The sequence below is a fragment of the Metabacillus dongyingensis genome (assembly GCF_019933155.2).
Lineage (GTDB): Bacteria > Bacillota > Bacilli > Bacillales > Bacillaceae > Bacillus_P > Bacillus_P dongyingensis.
Genome location: NZ_CP082944.1, coordinates 3,368,786 through 3,394,828, shown reverse-complemented (window position 1 = coordinate 3,394,828; position 26,043 = coordinate 3,368,786). Strand labels below are relative to the sequence as shown.

Below are 26,043 nucleotides of genomic sequence, written 5' to 3'. Positions count from 1 at the left end.
CTGAGTCATTTTATGTAAAATAAGACTGAATTAAAAATCGTATATTTTGAGATATAGGTGCTTTACGCTTAATAGGGAATCGGGTGCAATGCCTGAACTGTCCCCGCAACTGTATTTGCCGACGAAACTTTGGTTAAACCACTATATAATCAGATGGCTCTCTTGCTGTTTATTATATGGGAAGGTTCAAGTGGAGAATGAAGCAAAAGTCAGTAGACCTGCCGGAATCTCTTACATTGTTTGTATTCTTCGGGGGTTGAGCATAGAAACGGCAGGATTTATGTTTCATTGCATACAATCTGTTTCTTATTATGCCGTTTATTAAGCCCATCTGCAGATGGGCTTTTTGTTTTGTGGTTTCATGTTTCACCAAATAGTTACATACAGATGAAGGAGAGATTAGTTGTGAATAAATTTTTAAGCTTACTGTCTGTTTTATTTTTAGCGCTGCTTGCAGCTTGCGGAAATACAGCAGAGGAGCCGAAGAAGGAAGCTCAGGGATCAGAGCAGGCCGCTGAAAATGGAGAAAAAGCAGAAGAGACAAAAGCTGTTGTTACACTGACTAAAAACGAAATGGCAGAGAAAGTTGATTCAAAAGAAGTATCTTTTGAAGAAGGGCAGACTCTGATGGATGCAATGAAAGCGAATTTTGAAGTGGAAGAAGCTGGAGGGTTCATCAGCGGAATTGATGGAATGATGGCAAGCGATAAGGATAAAACCTACTGGCACTTAATCGTAAATGGAGAAGATGCGATGACTGGTGCTAATGAAATCGAGCTGAAAGATGGAGATAAAGTAGAGTTCGATTTAAGAAAATATGAGTAATCCTGGATCACGTTATGACAACTAGAAGAATCAGTCTGCTTTCCCTGCTGATTGCTTTATCAGTTGTAGGGCGAATGGCCTTTCAATTTGTTCCGAACGTCCAGCCAATGACAGCGATTATTCTGATTACTTCAATCCTAATTGGTCCTGTAAATGGCATGATTGTAGCCGTATTAGGCTGCTTCTTGAGCAATTTGCTGCTCGGAATGGGAACATGGACAATCTGGCAAATGCTCGCATGGGGTACACTCGCGTTATTATCAGGTTTTTTAGGCAAATTTGTGAAATCAAATCGTCTGATCATCTTTACACCCATTTCTGTATTGTCGGGTTATCTTTTCGGGTTTGTTGTATCACTGAATATGTTTGTATTAACTGACCATGGCTTAGCTTATTACCTTGCAGGCTTGCCTTTTGATACAGCACATGCAATCGGAAATGGAATTTTCTTTCTTCTGCTTTATCCTGTTATGCGAAAAACGTTTGAGTATTACTTGAATAAGAAGGATTATGGCATAACAATGCAATAAGAAAAATGGTAAAATAAAAGAGCGATTAGATTCGCTCTTTTTATTTTAAACCCTAAAGGAGCTGCTTAAAATTGAATCTGTATACGAGAACTGGCGACAAAGGGAAAACAAGTATAATTGGCGGCCGTGTCGACAAAGATGACTTAAGAGTCGAGGCATACGGCACAATTGATGAAGTAAATTCATTTGTCGGACTTGCCATGACGTGGCTTCATGAAGAAAAACTGATTGACTTGTATCATGAATTTGAAAAGATCCAGCATGAACTGTTTGATTGCGGCAGTGATCTTGCGGTTATACATGGCAAACAGAAGCATCCCTATAAAACAACAGCTGAAATGATTGCATTTTTAGAAGAAAGAATCGATCATTATTCTGCTGAAGCTCCTCCGCTGCAGCGATTTATCCTTCCCGGAGGCACACAAGCAGCATCCGCGATACATATTGCAAGAACAGTAGCCAGAAGAGCTGAACGCTGCATCGTTTCCCTGCAGAAGCAGACGGAGATTAATGAACACGTATTAACATATATGAATAGATTGTCAGATTACTTCTTTGCTGCTGCAAGAGTCGCGAATGCGAGGCTTGGCTCTAAAGATGTAGAATACGAAAGAAGCGCAATCGTATTTACGAAGCCTAAACAATCATAAAATAGCTGGAAATAAAGGAAGGGAGCACCTTCCTTTTTATACGTTCAGGAATTTATAAAAGTCAAAAGGCTGTGGATTATATAATAAAGATATCTGCGTTCGGAGCCGGCGCCGATGCCTAGATGCGTGTCAGAACGAATCCGCCAAAAAAGTCACAAACGGACTTTTCTTGCGGATTCTTATCTGTCATGCTTGAGCTAAACGGGCGCTTGAACTTTTCTTGAACAGATATATAGTGAATAATATGTAACTTTTTATAAAACAAAATCGACTAATGGTGTGATCGGAGGTACATTCATGGAAGAGGCCTTTCAGAGGATCTATGAAAAATATCATGGAGATATTTTTCAATTTTTATTTTATATGGTAAAAAATCGTGAGCAGGCTGAAGACCTCGTTCAGGAAGTATATATCCGCATTTTAAAATCCTATGACAGCTTTGAAGGCAGAAGCAGTGAAAAAACGTGGATTTTTTCTATAGCAAGGCATGTTGCCATTGACTTTTTCAGAAAGCAAAAAACATTGAAGCAAAGAATTCTTGAAACATTTGACTGGGACCGGCAGCAAATAAAGGATGTTCAGCCATTGCCTGAGGAAATTGCCGCTCAAAATGAAGAATTGCAGGGAATTTACCGTTCTCTTGACAGCTGTACAGTAGATCAGCGCTCTGTCATCATTCTCCGTTATCTTCAAGGGCTGTCCATTGCTGAGACTGCGGCTGCACTTGGCTTTACTGAGAGTAAGGTGAAGACCACACAGCACAGAGCATTAAAAGCATTAAAAAAACATTTGGCAGACCATAATGTGAGGGAGGAGGGGATTTTAAAGGGATGAACAAATCAAATTGGAATGAAGAACAAATTGCAAAAGCCATAAAAAAGCTTCCGGTGATTGAAGATAAACGGACTTCTGCCGAAATTTATGCCCGATTGCCGAAAAATGAATATAAACACAGAAAGCCCTGGGTGACACCTGCTTTCGCAAGCATCGCCGCACTTTTAATTCTCTTATTGATATCGCCATACTTCCTTAATCAGCTCGGAGTAAATGAAAGCAAATCAGATTCAAGCATGGACAAAGCAAGTTATGAACAAGCAGAGCAATCCATCCAGGACTCAAGTTTAAAGAGTGAATCTAACCTTTACGTTCAGTCTGAAAAAACCACATTTGTTGCCCGTCCCGAAGACCAGGTTTCAATTGTCACTCTTGCATATCCTGATCAGCAAGTTCAAAACATGATTCCAGTCAGCGTTAAAATGGAGAAGAGTGAAGATTATCTGAATTTATTTCAATCGGCTCTTTCAGCATTTGATCCAGCACAGCTCGGCTTGAGTTCTTCTTCTTTAACGGGAACTAACCTTGATTATGCGGAAGGGACGACTTCTAAGCTTTTAATCGACGTGAACGAAAATTCTTTTGCTCAGTCCTCTTCAGAAACAGACAACAAACTTTTTACTGAAGGCATTGAAGAGTCTTTCCGCTGGCAGGGCGTGGAAGAAGCAGAGTACTATAAAAACGGAGAGAAAGGAATAGAGCTTGGTGCATATGGCTTCCAGGAAGGGATGAAACTGGACAAATTCAAAAGAAAAGCTTATTTCCTATATCAGGAGAGCATAGAAGCGCCTAAACTCCTTGCACCTTCCCTTCTCCCATTCGAAAAGCTGTCTGAGGCATTGTCCGCAATGAAAGGCAATGGAACGCTCGGGCTTAAGCCTGTCATCGAAAAAACAGTGGTCATTAAAGAGATTGAAGAAAAAAATCATAACGTAACAATTGAGTTTACAGATGAATCAACAATTGATGATAATGAATCAGATACTCTGATGCTTGAAGCCATTCTCATGACAGCTAAAGAGTTTGGATATGAGAATGTGAAGTTTGAAGGAATAAATGTAGACAGAGTCGGAGATATGAATGTTACAGAAGCAGTGCCTGTGCCATTTTCTCCAAATCCTGTAGAATTAAATGAATAAAGAGATGTGAAGACCGCAGCAGGAATGCTGCGGTTTTTTCTTTTGGATTGGAAGATGCCGAGCCTGTTAACTTCACCATTTTGCTGAAAAAGCAGATCCTTTTCGCAAATAATCCGATATATCCCGCAGAAAAATCATATTTCGCACTAAAAAAAGGGCCAAACAAGTTTCATGTATGTTTGCCTCAATAGAGAAAAAAGTAAACAAGCAGTTTCATAAAAAAATCTCATTTCAAAAAGTAGATAAAGTTATAGAAAATATACAGGATTAATCCTGCTTGACGCACTTATCAAAACAAGGATGGTCTTTGTAAAGGCAATCTTCATGTATGAAATGGAAATCCCTGCATAATACTAGTATTGGTCATTTTTTGACAAACAAGTATCTAGGGGGAAGTTATGTTAGATTTGTTAAGAAGATTATCAATCGCATTAATAGTCGGAGTATGCATTGTTCTATTATTCGTAAGCGGAACGCAGGCAAAGGCCGAAGAAAGAGCAAATGCTGTAAAATGGTCAAGCCCGATAAAGGGTACGATTACAGATACATTTGGAACAAGAAGCGGCAAGCATAAAGGGATTGATATAGCAGCTCCTGAAGGCACAATCATTCAGTCAGTGCAGGAGGGCCTTGTTACGAAATCCTATTATTCAGATACATATGGACATGTTGTATTTATTCATCATCCTGAAGGCTATGAAACAGTCTATGCTCATTTAAGCAAAAGGTCAGTCTCGGAAACTGCTAAAGTGGAGAAAGGACAGGAAATTGGCATTATTGGAAATACCGGGGTTTCCAGAGGGACACATCTTCATTTTGAAGTACATAAGGAAAAGTGGACTTACGATAAAAAAAATGCTGTTGATCCATTTCTGATGGTGGCTGCAAACAAGATTGAAACAGTGCCTGTCCTTTCTCAGCCCGCCTCTGCTGAAGTGAAAAATCCAGCTGCAATTACTGTTAAAAAAGGGGACACGCTGTGGGGGCTTTCAAAAGCATACGGTCTTTCCGTTGAAGCCTTAAAAGGGCTGAACGGGCTTACTTTAGACAGTTTGGCAATTGGCCAAAGGCTAATCGTAAAAGAACAGGCGAAATCTAAAACGTACACAGTTAAAAAGGGAGATACACTTTTTTCAATTGCAGATGAGTTTCAAGTTTCTGTTCAGCAGCTGAAAAAAGAAAATCGTTTGAAAAGTGAAGCGATTTTTCCTTATCAGAACTTAAAAATCTCTAATCATTCCAGTTCTTCAGAATAAACAGAAAATGCATTGTCACACTGCGCAAAAAAAGTTATAATGGACAAAACTTGCAGGGGGAAGACGATGCGCACAGACTATCACAATCATTTAGAACGAGGCAGCCTGACACTTGAATATTTGAAGCAATTCACAGATGAAGCTGCAAAAAAAGGCATTCAGCATTTTGGAATCTCAGAGCATGCCTATCATTTTTATCAGACTAAAGATATACTCAGCAATCCATGGGTTGAAGAAAGACGATACTATGATATGAAGGACTATGTTGATCTCTTTAAAGAGGCCTGGAATCATGGAATTGATGTGAAAATGTCTATTGAGATGGACTATACGCCAGGAAAGCATGCCGAGATGAAAAGGTTCATTGATACATATGATTTTGATTATGTAATAGGTTCAATCCACTGGGTTGATGACTTTGGCATTGACTTAAAAGAATTTCTACATGAATGGGACAGGCGTGATGTGAATGAAGTGTATGAAAAATACTTCGATCAGGTCGTAACTCTTGCACAGTCCAATTTATTTGATATTGTGGGTCATCTAGATTTAGTAAAGATTTTTAAATATGTGCCAGGCGATGAAGAATTTTTAATGAAGCAGTATGAACGGGCAACAGATGCCCTTGCCTCTTCGAAAACCTGTGTTGAGATCAGCACAGCCGGCTTAAGAAAACCTGTTGGGGAGCTGTATCCGGATGAGAGGCTTCTATCGCTTTGTTTCCAGAAAAACATTCCAATCGTCCTTTCTTCTGACGCTCATATACCAGGTGACGTAGGTGCGGATTATGACCAGGCCATTGCCCTTGCAGAAAAAGTCGGCTATTCTTCATTAATGACGTTCCAAAAAGGGGAACGAAAAGAAGTGCCTCTTAAATAATCGAGTGAACAGTGTTATTTCATTTGAAATAGCACTGTTTTTTAGTGTGTAAAAAATTATTTTCACTTTCTTTTCTGAATAGATAAAATTCAATCGTCTCCTATCTATTTAGTCAATAATAGTAGTAAAATGAAAGTCTATATATCATTTTGCGGGAGATACTCATGTCGAATATGAAAAAAGTTCTTTATATATATATTTTGATCAGTATTATCTGGGTTTTTGGGACCGATCATCTAGTTGCATTTTTTGACTACGATGTTTATACGTCTATTCTAATTTCAAAATTAAAAGCTGTCGCATTTATAGTAGCAACAAGTATTTTCATCTATTACCTGATTAATAAAAATGAACAGTTTAAGGAACTAGAACGTGAGAAAGAAAAGCTTTTGTCTCTTATCAATTCCATGGTGGATTTTGTGAATTTCAAAGATGGACAAGGCCGCTGGATTGAAGTGAATACGTTTGGTTTGAATTTATTTCAGCTTCAGGGTGTCGACTATAAAGGAAAAACAGACAGGGAGCTTGCTGAGTACACTGACTTTTATAAAGAGGCACTGCTTTATTGCGAAAAGTCTGACGAGATCACATGGCAGGGCGGAGCTGTCAGCCGAAGTGAAGAGATTATCTCATTGCCGGATGGCAGCTTTAAAACGTTTGATACGATCAAGGTGCCACTGTTTAACGAAGACGAAAGCAGGAAGGCGCTAGTCGTAATCGGACGCGATATTACCCAAATGAAAGAAGCGGAAGACCGTCTGCAAAAGGCTGAAAAATTAAGTGTTGTCGGCGGACTTGCTGCAAGCGTAGCTCACGAAATAAGAAATCCTCTGACTTCCTTAAAGGGTTTTGTTCAGCTTATGAATAAAAATGACAGTGTAAATAAAACGTATTATGAAATCATGGAAAGCGAGCTTGACAGGATCAATGAGATAGTCGGCGAGCTCCTTGTTCTGGCCAAGCCGCAGAACATCCATTTTAAAAAGACAAATTTGAACCAGCTTCTGTGCAATGTCATTTCTTTATTAGAATCACAGGCAAATATGTACAATGTCAATATTAAATTTAGGCATGCAATCGGCCTGCCGGATATAGATTGTGAGCCTAATCAGCTTAAACAGGTATTTATTAATGTCATCAAGAATTCGATTGAAGCCGGTTCTACAGCCATTGAGATAAAAGTCAGCCAATACAAGGAACATGCTCTCGTTATTATTGCAGACGATGGTGAGGGCATGGAGGAAGAAAGACTTAAAAGACTTGGTGAACCTTTCTACTCCGTAAAAGAGAAAGGAACAGGGCTGGGACTGACTGTAAGCTACAGAATCATTGAATCACATAACGGTAAAATTTCTTTTCACAGCAAGGTTGGAGAAGGGACTTCCGTTGATATTGAAATTCCAATGAAAAGAGCATAAAAAACAGAGAGCAGGCAGCCTGCTCTCTGTTTTTTTTGAAAAAGGCGGGTCCGTACTTCATTTTGTCTTGCTCCATTGCCTAGTCCCTATCTGTCTGCCGGATCTAAGCAGTCGGTTCCGCATTTCATAATTCAATCGCTCTAATAGAAACGATATCATCAATTTCAGATAAAGTTGTCAGCAGGGATTCGTCTAATGAACGGTCGAATGAGAGCATCATGATGGCTTCTCCGCCTGCATTTTTTCGTCCTACTTGCATGGTTGCAATATTTACTTCATGGTCACCTAAAATCCGTCCTACGCGTCCAATGACCCCAGGCTTATCGGTGTGCTGAATATAAATAAGATGTCCTGATGGATAAAAGTCGATATTGAAAGAATTAATGCCGACAATTCGCTCACCGTAATGAGGAATGTGCGTGCCTTTTATTTCAAAGGTCGTTTGATCTCCATGAATGGCAACAGTGATGCAATTTGCATACCCAGACTGATTTGAAGTGATTTTTTCACTGAAGCTGATCCCGCGTTCTTTTGCAATCATTCCTGCGTTTACTTCATTTACATTCGATGCAACACGGGGAGTTAAGAACCCTGCAATCAAGCTTTTTGTAATAAATGAAGTTTCAAGCTCAGCTACTGATCCTTCATATTTTATAGATATGTCATTCACAGGCTCTTTCATACACTGTGATACAACGTTTCCCATTTTCTTGGCAAGCTTGTAAAAAGGCTGAATTTTTTCAAATACTTCTTTTGTTAATGTAGGCAGGTTGACGGATGTAGTCACCATTTTGCCGTCAAGAAAATGAAGAACATCCTGAGCGACCTGGGCTGCAACGTTTAGCTGCGCTTCCTTGGTAGAAGCTCCTAAATGCGGAGTTGCAATCACATTGTCATATTTCAACAGCGGGTGATTAACAGGAGGTTCTATTTCAAATACATCTAGCGCTAATCCTGCAATATGGCCGTTCTCTAAAAACGGGATGACGGCTTCTTCATCGATAATCCCGCCTCGTGCACAGTTGAGCAAATAAACGCCTTTTTTAGTCTTAGGCAATGATTTTGCTCCAATAAGTCCGCGTGTTTCTTTTGTGAGAGGGGTGTGAACCGTTATGATATCTGCCTGCTCGAGAAGTTCATCAAGACTCGCGCTTTTTACTGATATTTTTGCTGCGCGGTCACGTGTTAGAAATGGGTCAAATACAAGCACATTTACTCCAAACGCCTGCGCGCGTTTGGCAATTTCTGTTCCGATTCTGCCGAGACCGACAATACCCAATGTCTTGCCGTAAAGCTCAGTTCCTACATATGCTGTACGATTCCATTCATTAGATTTAACCGAAACATTCGCCTGCGGAATATGGCGGAGAAGGGAAGTCATCATAGCAAATGTATGCTCAGCTGTAGATATCGTATTTCCGTCTGGTGCATTAATGACGACAACGCCATGTTTAGTCGCTGCATCAAGATCGATGTTATCGATTCCAACGCCGGCTCTTGCGATTATTTTAAGAGAAGGCATTTTACCTATTAACTCATCCGTCACTTTAGTGGCACTTCTGACAAGCAAAGCGTGAAAAGTATGCAGCTCGTCTGCTGCCTCAGACGCTTTTTTCTGAACAACCTCTACATTTTCTGCTGCAAGCATAGGCTGAAGTCCATCTGCACTCATTGAATCTGAAACTAGAATTCGATACATATTTATCCCCCTAAGCACTTCTGCTAAATATCAGATAATTTATCATATTAAGAGTATTATGTCAATAACGGTAAAGCGTTAAAAGGGTAAAGACTATTATTGGAAAAAGAATGATGAAGCATTTATATTCACAAAATAAAATAGTTGCAGTATACTTATCTCGAATACAAAATAATATGATCTATCTTCGGGGCAGGGTGTAATTCCCGACCGGCGGTAATGAAACAAATGTTTTTAGCCCGCGAGCCGTGAGAAGTTTGGCAGGATCTGGTGAGATTCCAGAGCCGACAGTATAGTCTGGATGGGAGAAGATGGAGGTTCTGGCGTTTAAAATGCGAATTTTAACCGTTTATTTGACCTTGCTTAAATGCTCCCTTTGTGTACAATGCGCAAAGGGTTTTATTTTTTCAGGGAAAAACAGGACGTTTCCTTTCTTTCCGGATGGATCGAAAAAGGAGAGAGAAAGATGCAGCAAAGTAAGGTGAAAAAGCAAGTATCAATCGCAATGCTTGCAAGTGTAGGGTTTGTTTTAATGATTTTTAATTTTCCAATTGGATTTTCAAGCTTTTTAGAGCTTGATTTCGGAGATGTTCCGGCCATAATTGCAGCTATTCTGTTTGGGCCTGCAGCAGGAATTATGGTTGAAGCGATTAAAAATATTCTTCATTACATTATCATGGGGAATGCAACAGGAGTTCCTGTTGGCCAGCTGGCTAATTTTGTCGCAGGTGTTTTATATATTCTGCCTGCTTCCTATATGTACCGTAAAATGAATTCAATGAGAGGCCTTGCAATTGGACTTTCAATCGGCACAATCGTAATGGCCTTAGTCATGAGCGTGTTAAATTATTACCTGTTCATACCGGCATACACCTGGTTCCTAAATGCCCCGGCAATGGAAGCGCCAGAATTGCGCGCACTTATTGCTGGAGGAATTCTGCCTTTTAACTTAATCAAAGGAATTGTCATGGGATTCGTGTTTATGGCGATCTTCGCCAAGCTGAAAACATGGGTTCATGCACAATCTGACTATAAACGTGCTGCTTAAATAAAAAACCCTCTGCAATTGCAGAGGGTTTTTTATTTACTATTCAAACTTTAAAGCGTCGCCGTCAAAAGACTCATCTGCAATTTTAATGGAATCAGTCGGGCAGCCTTCATAAGCGTCCATCATGTCTTCCTCTAAGATTTCAGGTACTTCGACAATTCCCTGGTTATCATCAAGGGTTACAAATGCAATACCCTCATCATCATAATCATAAATGTCTGGTGCTGCTGCTCCACATGCACCGCAAGCAATGCAAGTATCTTTGTCAACGATTGTATACTTTGCCATAAAAAAACCTCCTCTGAAATGGTCACTCTCTATGATATGGTACATTCATTCATTTGTCAGCTTAATACTGAAAAATCAGGTGAGTACCTCTTTATATTTATACATTGTAAAACTGTTTTCGAAACTTTTCAATAGGAAAGTACATTGAGAATGCTTATCACACAAGGCTTTCTAGTATTTAAGATACCCTTTCCAGGCAACTTTAAACGCCAATTTTCAGATGGAATCTGTTACAATAGAAGCATGTATCGAAACGTGTCAAAAAGTGTAAGGTGATGTGGATGACTCAAAATTATTTAGATATTATCTATTTAGATTGCCTGAAGAAATTTGGCGGGGAACGCTCATCATCAGCCGTTTTCCATTTGTTAAAAGGAAAAAAATCCTCCCAGACTATCCAGGACAGCAAGCTGTTTCACCTTTCAAATTTATTCGGCATGTATCCGGGTTTAAAGAGAAAAGATTTTGATGCAGCTGTGCACTTTCTCACAAAAGAAGGGTACTTAAGTTATTCAGATAAAGATACTCATGTATTAACAAATAAAGCTGAAACGCTCCTTGAATCAGTACTGGTCAATAAGCCTGTTCCCGAAAGTTTGAATGGATCAATCTATGCATCAAACGGTTTTCTTTTCTGGAAGAGGCTCATGCTGATGACACAAGTTCTGTCCCACTCAATAGCAGGCAGTACAACATATTTGCCTGTAACAAAAGATGAAAAAGTGCAGCGGTGGGTTAAGCAATTTTTAAAAAGGTCAGCTATGAATAAAACGGAGCTGTCAGATGCTCTATATCATGAAATGCTCAGTCATCTTCAGCGCTTTTCAGATCGGGAGGCAGCGATTTGGGTTTATCAATTGACTTCAAATCAGCGCATTGGTTTGACGTACGAACAGCTGGGCGAAAAATTTAAAGAAGATACAGAGTACATAAAAATCTTGTTTTGGAACCTCATTCATCGTGTACTTGAAGAATGCAGCCTGAAAACACAGCAATATCCGCTTTTGTACTCGATTGTACAAGACCTTTCAAGAATTCACCCTCTTACTGAATCTACCTCAAAAACGCTGCAGCTGATCCATCTGGGAAAATCATTAGAGGACATTGCAAGAATCCGGCATTTAAAACAAAGCACGATTGAAGATCATATCGTGGAGATTTCATTGAATGACTCTTCATTTGATTTATCCATGTTTTTAGCGGATGATTGTCTGCAGGTTATTGCTAGTAAGATTGAAGAATTAAACACGCATCAGCTGAGAATTGTAAAAGAAGCACTGAAAGACCGTTATTCATATTTTCAGATCAGGCTCGCTTTTACGCGTCTTTAGGGGGAAGTCATGAACGTTCAAGAAGCATTAAAGCGCCATTTCGGCCATGATACCTTTCGAACTGGCCAGGAAAACATCATCATTGACCTTATAGCCGGCAATGATACAATAGCCCTGCTTCCGACTGGAGGAGGGAAATCACTGTGCTATCAGCTGCCTGCGTACATTCTGGAAGGAACGGTTCTGATCATTTCCCCGCTTCTTTCACTAATGGAAGATCAGATCCAGCAAATTCGAATGCGCGGAGAAAAAAGGGTTATTGGCTTAAACGGTGCTCTCTCTTATATGGAAAGGCAAAAAGCATTGCTTAACCTGAATCAATACAAATATATTTTTGCATCCCCAGAAATTCTGCAGTCAGAAGCCGTTGCTTCTGCACTTCGTAACATTAACCTATCTTTATTTGTTGTTGATGAAGCTCACTGCATTTCACAATGGGGCCATGATTTCAGAACGGATTACTCAAAGCTCGGTGAGTTAAGAGGAAAACTTGGCCAGGCACCGTGCATAGCCCTGACAGCAACTGCGACTCCTGAAGTACTTAAGGATATTGAGAGTTCTCTGCAGATGAAGAACGCGAAAATGCATATTCAATCAGTTAATCGCAGCAATATAGCAATTATGATTGAGGAATGTCATTCGCTTGAAAATAAAATGAAAAGAGTTTCTGAGCTGGTTAAAAAGCTGAAAGGGCCAGGGATTATATACTGCTCAAGCAGAAAATGGACTGAAAACCTAGAGCAGTTTTTAAAAATGGAAGGCGTTCATGATACAGCCTGCTATCATGCAGGGATGGAGCAAGAGCAAAGGACCCTTATACAGCAGCAGTTTGTTTATGATCAATTAGAAGTAGTTTGCTGTACAAATGCATTTGGAATGGGTGTTAATAAAGGAAATGTCAGATATGTCATCCATTTTCATTTTCCGGCTCAAATGGAATCATACGTTCAGGAAATAGGGAGAGCTGGAAGAGACGGTCTGCCAAGTGTAGCGATATCTCTTATTGGAAGCGGAGATATGGAAATACCATTGGCCCTGCTGGAATCGGAATTTTCAACATATGAACAGCTTCACCAGACCCTTTATCTTCTCTCAGCAGGTACGGAAGCTGAGGAAGCATTTGAACGGACTGGTGTAAATGAAGTTCAGGGAAGGTTTATTCTGCATCATTTAGAAAAGCTTTCTTATCCTCTGCCCGGAAATGAACAACAATCGTTAAATGTAATATGGGGAAAAATTGAAGACAGGCGAAAATTCAAAAAGAGAAAACTAAATGCCGTAATGAAATGGTTGCTTTCAAAAGAATGCAGGAGACAGGGCATTCTCAAATACTTTGAGGAAAAGAATTTACAAACACAGGAGATTTGCTGTGACAGGTGCGGACTTGATCTTTTGAAGTACGAAGAAAGGGAAGAGAAGCATACTCATTTGCAGCTCCTTGAGTGGAAGGCAGAATTAAAGGCTATATTTGGCCAGAGCGAGTGATAAAATGGTTAAGCGTCAAAATGAACTTGTAAAAAGAATGACAGATGGACAGCTGCTTCAGCAGCTCTATTTTACTCAAATTTTACTACTTACAATTTCCATCTTTTTAAGTATGATGTTATTTAACAGGCTGTCTGATTTTCAGGCAATATGGCGCCCTGAATTGGCAGAAATACTGCTGATTGGCGGATTCACTGCTGTTATTGTGCTGATAGGCGATTGGATCATTATGCGGACAATGCCAAAAGAATGGTATGATGATGGCGGCATCAATGAAAAAATGTTCAGGCACCGTTCCTTGCCGCACATTTTCTTTCTATGCCTAATAATCTCTTTTACAGAGGAGCTTTTATTTCGAGGGGTCATTCAGACACATTTCGGCATTTGGACGGCAAGCTTCATCTTTGCCATTCTGCATTTTCGTTATTTAACAAAAGGGCTGCTGTTTATTATGGTGATTCTGATCAGTTTGCTGTTAGGGTTTGTGTATAACTGGACAGGAAATTTATTCGTGACAGTCTTTGCACACTTTTTAATTGATTTGGTATTTGCCATTCAAATTCGTATGCAGTATATTAACGGAGGTGAAAAAAATGAGTAAAAAAGAAGAAGCAGCTTCGACTCGTGCCTCAAGACAAAATAATATAGATGAGTACAAAACAAGAACGGGAAGCTATCCATCCCGAAGTGAAATTCATAACAAAGACAAAAAAAAATCAAAGTATAAATATCCCGCTATAAGTTTACTGGCCTTATTCTTTTTTCTGCTTCCAATAGTGTTTTACTACAGTATTTCTTATTTCGACAACCGGGGTAAAACCGTCAACGGAGAAAATATTTCCGACTATGAAGATGTTTTAATAAAATACGGTGACGAAGAGGAAGAAGAGGAACAGGAACAGTCTTCTGATGAACAGTCCTTAGAAGAATCTGAAGAGAAAACACATGAAGCTGAGCAAGCGTCCATAAGCTCAGCCCAAACAAATGTCAATAAGCAAGCCGAGGAAGCACCTCTTAAAATTGCAGCAGAAAAAGAGCAGCAGCCAGAAAAAAAGGAAGCATCTGTACAGCCTGAACCCCAAAAAAATGAACCAGAACCAGAACCAGAACCAGAACCAGAACCAGAACCAGAACCAGAACCAGAACCAGAACCTAAAGAAGAGTATAAAGTAATAGAACACACAGTGGGACCTGAAGAAAATCTGTTCAGAATCTCCGTAAAATATTACCGCGACCGCTCAGGCGAGGCTATAATTAAGCAATGGAATCAGCTCAGCGGAGACAGTGTGTATGAAGGTCAAGTACTTAAAATACCGCTTAAACAGTAAACGCATGTATTAGAGCATGCGTTTTTTTCATGCTTGCTTTTCATATAAAGATGGACAACATCATATAATCTGGTATAAGAATAGAACCTTTCTCAGGAGATGTGATGCATGTGGAAAAACAAATAGAGCAGCTGAATGATTCTACCGATTTAGCGACTAAACAAATGCTTCAAAGCGTGCTGAATAAAAAAAGAAAATATGAGCGATATAAAAAGAATTGTTTTAGATGTCAGATGTTTACACTTACTGGCGGTATGGCCTTTTTCCTCTACTTTTATCAATTTATTGTCGTTCCAAACGACAGCAATATTGGATATATGCTCGGTGAATTAGTTGGAAGCGCATTTCACTTTTTCATCATATTAACTATTGGTGCAGGGTATGCAACCGCTCATTATTATAAGAAAAAAGAAGAAAAATACGAAAAGGAATATCATGGATTAAGAACGGAAATTATCCGCAAGAGCTCTGAACTGTGGCCGCAGCCTTATCATTGGAAAAAAAGAGGCGAGGTTTATGACATGATGAAAAAAGATTTTGATATTAACCTTTATTTTGAAAGCAAGTAATTGTGAGAGTATGAAAGGATTTTAGCAAATGAAAGCGAATGTATGCTAAAACGTTAATGGGGTGATGCGATGTTTGTTAAAAGTACAATGATTCCAAAAGCAAGAACAATTCATGCGTCTGCGGAAGATTCGCTGCTGACGGTGCTTGAAAAGCTGGAAAAACACAAGATAGATGGAATTCCAGTCTTAAAAGGGACGGCCTACATAGGGATGATTACACGCTATAACCTATACGAGCATTTTTTTCAGTCAAATGCTGATAAAGAGGAATTCTTAAAAATCAGAAAGGCTGAAGAAATAGCGGTCAATCGTGATGTGTTCCTTGAAGGTGATGAAATTTTCGAAAAGACCCTGCTGAGGTTAAAAGATTTTCCGCTTATTGCTGTAGTCGGAGAAGATAAGGAATACTTGGGTATTGTCACGAGATATGATGTTCTTGAACAATTTCAGAGTGCATTTGGAATGAATAAAAAAGGAGTCAGAATTGCCTTCACCTCAGTTGAAACGGAGGGCAGGATCGCAAGGCTTACAGAGCTTGCAAAACAGTTTCATGAAGATATCATTTCCCTTGTTACGTTTGATGAAACCGAAAGTATGGTCAGAAGAATTGTGATGAAAATTGAAAAAAAGGACAATATCAAGCGATTTATTGAAAGAATTGAAAAGTCCGGATTCAGAGTTCTCGATATTCACGAAGACGAATAAAGCTCCTTTCCCTACATATAAAAATGTAGGGGGGGATTTTTTTGTTTAAACATGCCGCGTTTCTAATCATTGGGTACTTATCAGCCTATCTTGCATGTACATGGGTACCTGTACAGCATCCATTTCAGATGTCAGAATTCATCATGATGCTGATATTGAACCCGACAAAATCTTTTTTTTCTATGATCCTATTTACAATCGGGTTCATCTTGCACGCTTTTCTTATAAAATCAGCATTCAGTCTGACATATAAAATGATAAGAAACGAAGGCAATGTTCTCGAGGCGGCCATTAGTTATTGTGTTTTTATTAATTTTTATATATTATTTCAAATAGGATTTTGGCAAACTTTAGTTTTAGCAACTTTTACAGTTTTATTTGGGCTCGCCACGGCAAACATTCAAAGAACCGCTTTGAAAAAAGCACTTTGAGATAATTGTGTACATATCTAATGATAAATTGTCACTGCTGCAAACAGCCGGATTATTCATTTGTTGTACAAAGTTTACACATGCTGTTTAATCCTATATACTTGAAAACAGTGATTTTTGTTATTGGAGGATTAGATATGTCTAGTCAAGAAGGCAAATACAACATTAAGGCAGTTTCCAAAATGCTTGGAATCCAACCAGGGACATTAAGAGCTTGGGAAAGACGCTATAATATGATTGCACCGGTTCGGAATGATTCAGGTCACCGTTTATATACAGAAGAACATATTAAGATTTTAAAATGGCTGATCACTAAAGTGAATAAAGGCTTTACAATCAGTCAGGCAGTCAATTTGCTTGAAAACACTAACTTGTCATCAGAAGGGCCAATAGCTGTGTCAGCAAGTTCCGAAACTCCCGACCATGCTCTGGATTTAACGGAGGAACTGCTTTTTGCCTTGCTTTCTTTTGATGAAAATCAAGCGCACGAACTATTAAATAAGGCTTTCAGTCTTTTTTCAATTGACAAGGTCCTCATTGACATTTTAGGAACGCTTCTCGTGAAAATTGGAGACATGTGGGAAAATGGCAAAATTACTTCTGCACATGAGCATTTTGCCTCCTCATTTCTCCGGTCGAGAATCGGGATTATCCTTCACACCCTTCCTGTGAACGGGCTGCTCCCGAAAGTAGTTTCCGTTTGCGGACCAGGGGAATGGCATGAGCTTGGACTTCTGATATTTACGCTTTATTTAAGAAGAAAAGGATTTGAAGTCATTTATCTTGGGACGAGCATTGCCGATGGGGACATTGATATTGTCCTTGAGGAAGTAAATCCTAAGTTTTTATTTTACTCCTGCACTCTTCAGGAAAATGTTTCAAAAACAGTTGAAACGGTTGATGGGCTGTCCCAAAAATACAGGAATTTAATTATTGGTCTTGGGGGCAGCGGATTTAATAAAACTCCGAGAGAGTGCTTGAAAAATTATGAATCATTATTCGTCGGGGATACGAAAAACCAGTGGGACAATTGGCTTAAAGAACGCCTATCTGTATAAATGAGCCCTTCGAAATCTTTTGCTTGTCTTAATGGGTTAAGAGAGTGTAAACTTGTTAAAAATCAACGAACCATCCCATCTACATTTCATATGATAAGGAAAAGGGCGTTCTGACGGCAGGAGGGTAAGGGATGCGGCTAGAGCGATTGAACTATAACAAGATAAAAATCTTCTTAACAATAGACGATCTAATGGACAGAGGACTTACGAAGGAAGACTTATGGAAAGATTCATTGAAAGTACATCAGCTTTTCAGAGAAATGATGGATGAAGCAAGTGAAGAGCTTGGTTTTGAAGCAAGCGGGCCAATTGCTGTTGAAGTATACTCTCTACAAGCTCAGGGCATGGTCATTATCGTGACTAAAAACCATGAGGAAGAAGAGATTGACGAAGATTATGCAGATGATTACATCGAGATGCAGGTGAAACTTGATCAAAGCTATGATATTATTTTTGAATTCAATGAATTTGAAGACATCATACAGTTATCAAATGCACTTTTCTCGCAAGGGATAAAAGAAGGAGCCGTATACTCCCATCAAAACAGATTTTACTTCATGCTGGATGAGCATCAGCCAATTGAAGTTGATTCCTTAGTCTCAATCATTGCTGAATATGGAAATCCTTCCATGATCTCGATTCATTATCTGCATGAATATGGAAAGTGCTTATTGCCTGATAGTGCAATTGAAAAACTTCATCATTACTATTGGAGTAATACAAAATAGCCATGCTGCCCGCAGGATAGATGACTGCGGGTCTTGTTATTGGAAATTCAGATTTGCCCTGTACTTTGAATATGTATTTAAAACGGGTAGATGAGGATAAAATGAACTCTCAAATAGTTTAAAATATTCTCTATTTTCTTACTTCAAACAACCGATTTTATCCAATTTCATCCATTAGAACCACATCATTGAAATCGCTTACAAAAAAGGTCTTGTTTTTGTTTTATTTCTGCTTTTTCTACTTTGCAGAAAACATTTGAAGGTGTATACTATGTCATGAAAGGTGGACATTTCCACACAATTGAAAAGACAGTAGGAGGTTTACTCGAATGGTAGCCGAAAAAAGCACCGATCATAAACGAGAAAAGCATGATGTGTTGAAATCAACACAAACGGTGATACATAAAGCCCTAGAGAAACTAGGATATCCTGAAGAAGTTTATGAATTATTAAAAGAACCGCTTAGAATGATGACGGTAAAAATACCTGTAAGAATGGATGACGGTTCAGTCAAGATTTTTACTGGCTACCGCGCCCAGCATAATGATGCAGTAGGACCTACTAAGGGCGGAATTCGTTTCCATCCGGGTGTTACCGAAACTGAAGTTAAAGCGCTGTCAATATGGATGAGTTTAAAATGCGGGATTGTTGATTTACCTTACGGCGGAGGAAAAGGCGGTATCATTTGTGATCCGCGTGATATGTCATTCCGTGAATTAGAACGCCTGAGCCGCGGATATGTAAGAGCAATCAGTCAGATTGTCGGACCTACTAAAGACATTCCTGCTCCGGATGTATTCACGAATTCTCAAATTATGGCTTGGATGATGGATGAGTACAGCAGAATAGATGAATTTAATTCTCCTGGATTCATTACAGGAAAGCCTCTTGTGCTTGGAGGTTCACATGGCCGCGAATCAGCTACAGCAAAGGGTGTAACAATCTGTATTTATGAAGCTGCCAAGAAAAAAGGGATTGAGCTTAAAGGCGCCCGTGTTGTTGTACAGGGATTTGGCAATGCAGGAAGCTATTTAGCCAAATTCATGCATGATGCAGGTGCGAAAATTATTGGTATCTCAGATGCTTATGGAGGTCTGCATGATCCTCAAGGCCTTGATATTGATTACTTGCTTGACCGCCGCGACAGCTTCGGAACAGTAACAAAATTATTTAATGATACGATTACAAATAAAGAACTGCTTGAGCTTGATTGTGATATTTTAGTACCTGCTGCGATTGAAAATCAAATCACAGAAGAGAATGCACACTTAATCCGTGCAAGCATCGTGGTAGAGGCCGCTAATGGTCCGACTACGCTTGAAGCAACCCAGATTCTGACTGACCGCGGCATTCTGCTTGTACCGGACGTACTGGCAAGTGCAGGTGGCGTAACAGTTTCTTATTTTGAATGGGTACAGAACAACCAAGGCTATTACTGGTCAGAAGAAGAAGTCAATGAAAAGCTTGAAAAAGTAATGGTTAAATCATTCAATAATATATATGAAGCAGCGCAAACACGACGTGTAGATATGAGACTCGCAGCTTACATGGTCGGCGTCCGCAAAATGGCAGAAGCATCCCGCTTCAGAGGCTGGATCTAAATCAAATATTTGCATGAATTCAAGAAATCTCCTATCATTACCGATAGGAGATTTCTTTGTACAGGAATAAAAAAGTATGGATCATGTTCCGGTGTATGCGTCTGACGCTGCCGGCAGGATCTGCGATTTATATAAAGTTTTTATACAGGAGTGAACGTTTTGAATAAGGAAAATGTTATTGTTATCGGCGGCGGTCCATGCGGGTTAGCTGCGGCCATTGCCCTGAAGGAGAAGGGGATTGAGCCTCTTGTTATAGAAAAAGGAAATATCGTAAACGCCATTTATCATTACCCGACACATCAAACATTTTTCAGCAGCAGTGAAAAGCTTGAAATAGGCGGAATTCCTTTCATTACAGAAAATAGAAAGCCACACCGCATTCAGGCACTTTCCTATTACAGGGAAGTTGTCAGAAGAAGCGATCTAAAAATTCATGCATTTGAAAAAGTAGAAGAAGTTGTCAAAGACGGCACTGAATTTATCGTACGCACATCAAAGGACACGTATCGTGCCAAGTATATCGTCATTGCAACAGGCTATTACGATCATCCAAATTACATGAATATCCCAGGAGAAGAATTGCCGAAAGTTTTTCATTACTTTAAAGAAGGTCATCCTTTTTTTGATAAGGATGTTGTCGTCGTAGGAGGCAAGAATTCAAGTGTGGATGCAGCGCTTGAACTGGTTCATGCTGGTGCGCGTGTAACGGTTATTTATAGAGGTGCTCAATACTCGCCAAGTGTGAAGCCCTGGATCCTTCCTGAATTTGATGCGCTTGTGCGCAATGGTACGATTAAAATGGAATTTCAATCGCTTTTAACCCAAATCACAGAAGAAACGGTTACATATGAAGTGAATTGTGCAGAAGAAAAAACGATCAAAAATGATTTCGTATTTGCCATGACAGGGTACCATCCTGATCATTCTTTTTTAACTAAAATGGGTGTTCATATAGATCACGCATCTGGAAGACCGTCATTTTCTGAAGAAACTATGGAAACAAACGCCGAGGGAATTTATATTGCCGGAGTCATTGCGGCAGGAAATAATGCAAATGAAATTTTCATCGAAAATGGACGTTTTCATGGAGGATTATTGGCCAAACATATTGCAGAGAAAATGAAGTAAAGAAAAAAGACATCACCGCAGCAGATGATGTCTTTTTTGATGATCCTTGAGGTGCCGGTTACATACTGCCTGCCGAAATTTCCTTAGAAGGATCCGCTTTTCTAATTTAATATGAAAAAATCTCCTGCAATTCTCCGGCATTCTGAGTTGTTTCTAGGGCGATCATCAGTTTTAGTCTCGCTTTTTGACCGTTTAGGCCGTTGCTGAAAATAATGCCTGCGTCTTTGAGTGTTTTTCCGCCGCCTTCATAGGCATAAACGTCCTGTACGATTCCGTTGAAGCATCTAGATACGATCACAATTTTAACGCCTAAGCTTATTAACTTTTTTAAGGAAGTCATCATCTTTGGTGGAAGGTTGCCTTGTCCGAGAGCTTCAATGACCAATCCGTCAAGTTTTAATTCTTCAATGGCTTTTAAAATTGTTTCGTCCATGCCGGCATATGCTTTTAAAAGCAGGACTTGTTTCGTTAGTGAGGCAACGGCAAGCGACGTTTGGTTGATGGGCTTATGATGAAAGGCAACCCCTCGCTTATTAACAATGCCGATTGGCCCGTATTGCGGACTCTGAAACGTCGCTACATTGCTAGTATGGGTTTTCGTAGCATTTTTTGCAGAGTGTACCTCATCGTTCATGACAACAAGCACTCCCATTTCTGCTGCTTCTTTGCTTGCAGCAACTTGAATGGAGGATACTAGATTGTATAAGCCGTCTGAACCAAGTTCATTGCTTGATCTCATAGCACCTGTAATGACAACGGGGATATTAACATTTAAGGTTAGGTCGAGGAAATAAGCTGTTTCCTCAAGAGTGTCTGTACCGTGAGTTATCACGATCCCGTCAATTTTATCTTGCTGGCAGGCTTTTTCAATCGTTTCTTTTAATTCAAGCATTTCTTTTGGGGTAATATGTGGCGAAGGCAGGTAAAATAATTCCTTTGCCGTAATCATAATATCATTAAATTTCAGTAAGTTGTGGAGCAGGGGATTGGATTCTCCTTGTTTGACTTCCCCTGTTGTTTCGTCCTCACTCATAGAAATCGTTCCGCCTGTGTGAATGACAAATATATGTTTCATAAGTTCCTCCGAATGTTTGAAATCTTTTTCTCTGTATGATCTGATTCATTTTCAATTATATGATAACATGATACCATGAATAAATAGAAGATATTAGAAGAAAGAAGGCCTGTGGATGATTGCAATTATATCTGCCGGCATAGCCCCTGGTTTAGCCATTTTAAGCTATTTTTATTTAAAAGACCAGTATGATTCAGAGCCGTTCTATATGGTTTTCCGGTCATTTGTTTTTGGGGCATTGCTCGTTTTTCCTATTATGTTTATTCAATATGTCCTTGAAGCAGAAAAAGTCATTGACTCAAAGCTGATGCTTGCTTTTTTATCCAGCGGGCTTCTGGAAGAGTTTTTTAAATGGTTTATTTTATTTGTAACAATCTATCCTCATGCCCATTTTGATGAGCATTATGACGGCATCGTTTACGGAGTGGCATCATCTCTGGGATTTGCTACCCTGGAAAATATTCTGTATTTGATCGGAAATGGACTTGAATTCGCAATTGGACGAGCGGTATTGCCCGTTTCAAGTCATGCGCTATTTGGTGTCATTATGGGGTATTATCTGGGGAAAGGAAAGTTTTCCCTTATTTCCGAAAAAAAGAAATGGATTTTGCTGTCTTTCATGCTGCCGGTTCTTTTGCACGGATTGTATGACTATATTCTGATTTCACACGAACTTTGGCCGTTATATATGGTGCCTTTTATGTTTTTCTTATGGTGGTTTGCTCTGCACAAAGCAAAAAAAGCAAGAATGTTAAAGCATCCTGTATAAGCAAAAAGCAATCCTTTTAAAGGGTTGCTTATTTTTTTATGGAGAGAACTTCTTAATCAGGTTGTATAAAATGCCATTTACTACAAAAAATACGTTGTAAGGAAAACCATTAATCATGAGGAGGCAGCAGCATGCAGAAAAATCGTATCATTTGGATGATGGCAGGTGCACTAATTATTGCCCTCTTTTTTCAAATGACTTTCTTAAATCAAAATAAAGCCCATGCGTTTTCGAATCAAGTCATTCAAAAAGGCGCTGTTGGCGATGATGTTGTGGAACTGCAGGCAAGATTGCAGTACAACGGATATTATAACGGTTCAATTGATGGAGTATATGGATGGAGCACTTATTGGGCGGTACGCAACTTTCAATATGAATTTGGACTAAAGGAAATTGACGGACTTGTGGGAGAGTCAACAAAAAATAAACTCACCCAGTCTACAAAATATTATCGGGATTTTGTCCATAAACAGCTTAACTCCGGTAAGGACTTTACTCATTATGGCGGTGTGCCGTTAAGTAAACAGAGTGCGCCATCTAAAGAATTCAAGGCTAAAATGAGAGCCTCCTACGGCAAAAAAGGTGCAGGCAAGGCGCAAGCAGGACAGGCTAAACAGACACAGCCAAAGCAGCAGCCGAAACAGCAGGCACAGCAGCCGAAACAGCAGGCACAGCCGAAAGCTGAATCACAGGCTAAAGCTAAAACAACCGCTGTAAATATGCCTGAGGGTTTTTCGCAAAATGATATTCAGCTCATGGCGAATGCTGTCTATGGTGAAGCGCGCGGGGAACCATATATCGGTCAGGTTGCAGTCGCGGCCGTTATTTTAAACCGTGTGGACAGCCCGACATTCCCTAATACGGTATCTGGTGTTATTTTCGAGCCAAGAGCCTTTACAGCTGTAGCAGATGGGCAAATTTGGCTGACTCCGAATGAAACGGCTAAAAAAGCGGTCATGGATGCCATCAATGGCTGGGATCCAACAGAAAATGCAACTTATTATTTTAATCCCAATACTGCAACAAGCGGCTGGATTTGGGGACGTCCTCAAATTAAACAGATAGGGAAGCACATATTCTGCAACTAAGAGGTGAATGTAATGATCAGAGGAATTTTGATTGCTGTTTTAACAATTGGAGTCGTTGGAACGGCTTATTGGGGCTACAAAGAGCATCAAGAGAAAAATGCAGTGCTGATTCATGCTGAGAATAACTATCAGCGTGCGTTCCATGATTTGACTTACCAAGTTGATCAGCTGCACGATAAGATTGGCGCCACTCTTGCTATGAATTCAAAAAAATCGCTGTCACCAGGACTAGTTGAAGTTTGGAGAATTACTTCGGAAGCTCATTCTGATGTTGGGCAGCTGCCGCTGACTCTGCTCCCTTTTAATAAAACAGAAGAGTTTTTAGCAAATATTTCTGATTTTAGCTACCGCACAGCCGTGCGCGATCTGGATAAAGAGCCTTTATCAGATCAGGAATATGCGAAATTAAAGGAGCTTTATACCAAATCTGAAGATATACAAACAGAATTGCGCAACGTACAGCATATGGTTATCGATAATAATCTCAGATGGATGGATGTTGAGCTTGCTCTTGCTGCAGGCGATGTAAAAGATGATAACACCATTATTAATGGATTCAAAACTGTTGAGAAAAATGTCAATGCCTATTCAGAGACAGATTCCGACCCTTCCTTGACGTCAGTGAAAAAGAAGGAAGAAGGCTTTGACCATTTAAAAGGCAAAGTTATTACTGAAAAAGAAGTTCCGAAGATAGTAGAAAAGTTTGTTCCGGGCGCAACCGGAAATATGAAAGTAACGCCTAATGGAAAAGGATCATCGCTTGAGTTTTACAGTGTTGCTGTAAACGATCCGAAAAAGAAATCTGAGATCTATCTCGATATTACAAAAAAAGGCGGCTATCCAATTTGGCTGCTTCAGAACAGAGAAGTAAATGACCCAAAGATCAGTTTAAATGATGCCTCCAATAATGCGGCAAAATTTTTAAAAGATCAGGGGTTTGAGGATTTGATTTTATACGAAAGTGCCCAGTTTGAAAACATAGGTATTTTCTCATTTGTGTCAGTCTATAAAAATGTAAGGCTTTATCCGGATGCGATCAGAATGAAAGTGGCTCTTGATGATGGAAAAGTAATCGGCTTTTCTGCAAGAGACTATCTGGCATCACACCGCAAACGAGAAATACCGCAGGCGAAAATAAGTGCAGAAGAAGCAAGAAGCTTTGTTAATCCGAATTTAATGGTGCAGGAAGACAGGCTGGCAATCATTACAAATGAAATTGGTGAAGAAGTTCTTACTTATGAGTTTTTAGGAACAATGGAAAATGATACTTACAGAATCTTTGTAAATGCCAATGATGGAACGGAAGAAAAAGTTGAAAAGCTTGACAACTCTGAACCAATCTATCAGGAAATTTAGTAAGAAAGAAAAAAGTGTGAAAATGGAAAAGCCAATTTTTCGAAAAAATGAATCTAATGAAAAGAACCTAAATAAAAAAAGGAAAAGATGAAATAGACTTTTCCTTTTTTTTATTCCGTGATTTAATATTAGAGTAGAGAGAAATAGAGAGTGTGTGATCATGTGCTGAATATTGGGGATCGTTTATTTTTAGAAGTAGAAGATGGTGTGAAATTAAAATGCCGAGTAGTCGATCTTTTGGATCAGGTATTATATACCGATTACCCCTTTAATGAAAAGACAGGAAAACCATCTTTTTTGCTGAACGGAACACATTTAGATGCCTTCTTCGTCGGAAATGATCAAAATGCCTATCATTTCCCTACAGAAGTCCTGGGCAGATTCAAAGATAAAATACCGATGCTTGCCTTTAAAATGCCGGCAGCACATGAAATGACAAGAATACAAAGAAGAGAGTACGTCAGGATTGAGACAGCTATTGATATTGCCCTGCATTCAGTAAATGGCATGTTTAAGCCGTTTGTTACGACAACGATTGATTTAAGTGCCGGCGGTGCTGCAATCAGCCTGCCGCCTCATATCTCAATCAATCAAAATGAAGAGGTCCATGCGTGGCTTTCTTTGCCTTTTCAAAAAGGAACAACTGAATATGCAAAAATCAAAGCGAAAATGATCAGGATCATAAAAAGCGGAAAGAAAGACATGGCCACGCTTCAATTTCTTGATCTATCAGAAGCAGACCGAAAGAAAGTGCTGCAGTTTTGCTTTGACCAGCAGCTGCTTTTAAAGAAAAAGGGAGTTTTAGCCGAATAAGAAGATTCTAAT

General features: G+C 39.5%; 27 protein-coding genes and 2 riboswitches. Of the genes, 24 read left to right on the top strand and 3 right to left on the bottom strand.

From position 1 onward, the window contains the following. The first annotated feature begins 38 nt into the window (after positions 1-38). Positions 39-240: riboswitch (cobalamin riboswitch) on the top strand. A gap of 165 nt (positions 241-405) precedes the next feature. The 8 genes from K8L98_RS16735 to K8L98_RS16700 all read left to right on the top strand — a co-directional run bounded on the left by K8L98_RS16735 (position 406) and on the right by K8L98_RS16700 (position 7,531). Next, positions 406-825, top strand: coding sequence for a DUF4430 domain-containing protein (locus K8L98_RS16735; protein ID WP_223436381.1), 420 nt, complete (start codon positions 406-408; stop codon positions 823-825). A 14-nt stretch (positions 826-839) separates the two neighbouring features. Beyond that, positions 840-1,355 (top strand): ECF transporter S component, encoded by a 516-nt coding sequence (locus K8L98_RS16730; RefSeq protein WP_223436379.1) that lies wholly within the window; start codon positions 840-842, stop codon positions 1,353-1,355. Positions 1,356-1,426: 71 nt separating this feature from the next. Next, complete coding sequence (locus K8L98_RS16725) at positions 1,427-2,005, top strand: cob(I)yrinic acid a,c-diamide adenosyltransferase (protein WP_223436377.1); 579 nt, start codon at positions 1,427-1,429, stop codon at positions 2,003-2,005. A 297-nt stretch (positions 2,006-2,302) separates the two neighbouring features. Continuing rightward, positions 2,303-2,839: an RNA polymerase sigma factor SigX gene (sigX, locus tag K8L98_RS16720; RefSeq protein ID WP_223436375.1), complete on the top strand. Its 537-nt coding sequence runs from the start codon at positions 2,303-2,305 to the stop codon at positions 2,837-2,839. Further along, a complete protein-coding gene (locus K8L98_RS16715) occupies positions 2,836-3,978 on the top strand; it encodes a hypothetical protein (RefSeq protein WP_223436373.1) in 1,143 nt (380 codons plus the stop codon). The genes sigX and K8L98_RS16715 overlap by 4 nt, the downstream gene beginning before the upstream one ends. A gap of 398 nt (positions 3,979-4,376) precedes the next feature. Further along, positions 4,377-5,234: a M23 family metallopeptidase gene (locus K8L98_RS16710; RefSeq protein ID WP_223436371.1), complete on the top strand. Its 858-nt coding sequence runs from the start codon at positions 4,377-4,379 to the stop codon at positions 5,232-5,234. Between the two features lie 66 nt (positions 5,235-5,300). Next, positions 5,301-6,113 carry a histidinol-phosphatase gene (locus K8L98_RS16705; RefSeq protein WP_223436369.1) on the top strand — a complete coding sequence of 271 codons (813 nt, stop codon included), beginning with the start codon at positions 5,301-5,303 and terminating at the stop codon, positions 6,111-6,113. A 164-nt stretch (positions 6,114-6,277) separates the two neighbouring features. Beyond that, positions 6,278-7,531 carry an ATP-binding protein gene (locus tag K8L98_RS16700; protein WP_223436367.1) on the top strand — a complete coding sequence of 418 codons (1,254 nt, stop codon included), beginning with the start codon at positions 6,278-6,280 and terminating at the stop codon, positions 7,529-7,531. A gap of 124 nt (positions 7,532-7,655) precedes the next feature. Here the strand turns inward: K8L98_RS16700 and serA are convergent, their stop codons facing one another. Beyond that, positions 7,656-9,230 carry a phosphoglycerate dehydrogenase gene (gene serA, locus K8L98_RS16695; RefSeq protein WP_223436365.1) on the bottom strand — a complete coding sequence of 525 codons (1,575 nt, stop codon included), beginning with the start codon at positions 9,228-9,230 and terminating at the stop codon, positions 7,656-7,658. 179 nt (positions 9,231-9,409) lie between these two features. Further along, a riboswitch (FMN riboswitch) is annotated at positions 9,410-9,547 on the top strand. A gap of 149 nt (positions 9,548-9,696) precedes the next feature. On the opposite strand from serA, the gene K8L98_RS16690 reads away from it, so the two are divergent. Next, positions 9,697-10,278, top strand: a complete 582-nt coding sequence (locus K8L98_RS16690; RefSeq protein ID WP_223436363.1) for an ECF transporter S component — start codon at positions 9,697-9,699, stop codon at positions 10,276-10,278. A 39-nt stretch (positions 10,279-10,317) separates the two neighbouring features. Here K8L98_RS16690 and K8L98_RS16685 read toward each other — a convergent pair whose 3' ends face one another. Next, positions 10,318-10,566: a ferredoxin gene (locus tag K8L98_RS16685; RefSeq protein WP_029280187.1), complete on the bottom strand. Its 249-nt coding sequence runs from the start codon at positions 10,564-10,566 to the stop codon at positions 10,318-10,320. 281 nt (positions 10,567-10,847) lie between these two features. Between K8L98_RS16685 and K8L98_RS16680 the strand changes: the two genes are divergently transcribed. From K8L98_RS16680 to K8L98_RS16630, 11 genes are all read left to right on the top strand, one after another. Then, the gene (locus tag K8L98_RS16680; RefSeq protein WP_223436361.1) at positions 10,848-11,897 is read left to right on the top strand and encodes a YpbB family protein; all 1,050 of its coding nucleotides are present in this window, start codon (positions 10,848-10,850) and stop codon (positions 11,895-11,897) included. 9 nt (positions 11,898-11,906) lie between these two features. After that, a complete protein-coding gene (locus K8L98_RS16675) occupies positions 11,907-13,382 on the top strand; it encodes a RecQ family ATP-dependent DNA helicase (RefSeq protein ID WP_223436359.1) in 1,476 nt (491 codons plus the stop codon). Between the two features lie 4 nt (positions 13,383-13,386). After that, positions 13,387-13,983: a CPBP family intramembrane glutamic endopeptidase gene (locus K8L98_RS16670; RefSeq protein ID WP_223436357.1), complete on the top strand. Its 597-nt coding sequence runs from the start codon at positions 13,387-13,389 to the stop codon at positions 13,981-13,983. Beyond that, positions 13,976-14,710: a LysM peptidoglycan-binding domain-containing protein gene (locus K8L98_RS16665; RefSeq protein WP_223436355.1), complete on the top strand. Its 735-nt coding sequence runs from the start codon at positions 13,976-13,978 to the stop codon at positions 14,708-14,710. Before K8L98_RS16670 ends, K8L98_RS16665 begins: the two co-directional genes overlap by 8 nt. Positions 14,711-14,820: 110 nt before the next feature. Next, complete coding sequence (locus tag K8L98_RS16660; RefSeq protein WP_223436353.1) at positions 14,821-15,279, top strand: DUF2663 family protein; 459 nt, start codon at positions 14,821-14,823, stop codon at positions 15,277-15,279. Positions 15,280-15,348: 69 nt separating this feature from the next. After that, positions 15,349-15,984, top strand: a complete 636-nt coding sequence (locus tag K8L98_RS16655; RefSeq protein WP_223436351.1) for a CBS domain-containing protein — start codon at positions 15,349-15,351, stop codon at positions 15,982-15,984. Positions 15,985-16,025: 41 nt separating this feature from the next. After that, positions 16,026-16,415: a hypothetical protein gene (locus K8L98_RS16650; RefSeq protein ID WP_223436349.1), complete on the top strand. Its 390-nt coding sequence runs from the start codon at positions 16,026-16,028 to the stop codon at positions 16,413-16,415. Between the two features lie 137 nt (positions 16,416-16,552). Further along, positions 16,553-17,473 (top strand): MerR family transcriptional regulator, encoded by a 921-nt coding sequence (locus K8L98_RS16645; protein ID WP_223436346.1) that lies wholly within the window; start codon positions 16,553-16,555, stop codon positions 17,471-17,473. A gap of 131 nt (positions 17,474-17,604) precedes the next feature. Further along, positions 17,605-18,201: a genetic competence negative regulator gene (locus K8L98_RS16640; protein ID WP_223436345.1), complete on the top strand. Its 597-nt coding sequence runs from the start codon at positions 17,605-17,607 to the stop codon at positions 18,199-18,201. 329 nt (positions 18,202-18,530) lie between these two features. Further along, positions 18,531-19,802 (top strand): Glu/Leu/Phe/Val family dehydrogenase, encoded by a 1,272-nt coding sequence (locus K8L98_RS16635; protein WP_223436343.1) that lies wholly within the window; start codon positions 18,531-18,533, stop codon positions 19,800-19,802. 159 nt (positions 19,803-19,961) lie between these two features. Continuing rightward, entirely contained in the window at positions 19,962-20,930 is a 969-nt protein-coding gene (locus K8L98_RS16630) for a YpdA family putative bacillithiol disulfide reductase (protein ID WP_223436341.1), read from the top strand. Between the two features lie 106 nt (positions 20,931-21,036). Here the strand turns inward: K8L98_RS16630 and K8L98_RS16625 are convergent, their stop codons facing one another. After that, positions 21,037-22,005 carry an asparaginase gene (locus K8L98_RS16625; protein WP_223436339.1) on the bottom strand — a complete coding sequence of 323 codons (969 nt, stop codon included), beginning with the start codon at positions 22,003-22,005 and terminating at the stop codon, positions 21,037-21,039. A 115-nt stretch (positions 22,006-22,120) separates the two neighbouring features. On the opposite strand from K8L98_RS16625, the gene prsW reads away from it, so the two are divergent. From prsW to K8L98_RS16605, 4 genes are all read left to right on the top strand, one after another. Beyond that, complete coding sequence (gene prsW / locus K8L98_RS16620; protein WP_223436337.1) at positions 22,121-22,774, top strand: glutamic-type intramembrane protease PrsW; 654 nt, start codon at positions 22,121-22,123, stop codon at positions 22,772-22,774. Positions 22,775-22,932: 158 nt separating this feature from the next. Beyond that, positions 22,933-23,862, top strand: a complete 930-nt coding sequence (gene sleB, locus K8L98_RS16615) for a spore cortex-lytic enzyme (RefSeq protein ID WP_420828872.1) — start codon at positions 22,933-22,935, stop codon at positions 23,860-23,862. Between the two features lie 12 nt (positions 23,863-23,874). Next, complete coding sequence (gene ypeB / locus K8L98_RS16610) at positions 23,875-25,218, top strand: germination protein YpeB (protein WP_223436335.1); 1,344 nt, start codon at positions 23,875-23,877, stop codon at positions 25,216-25,218. 150 nt (positions 25,219-25,368) lie between these two features. Continuing rightward, positions 25,369-26,031 (top strand): flagellar brake protein, encoded by a 663-nt coding sequence (locus tag K8L98_RS16605; protein ID WP_223436333.1) that lies wholly within the window; start codon positions 25,369-25,371, stop codon positions 26,029-26,031. Positions 26,032-26,043 lie beyond the last annotated feature (12 nt).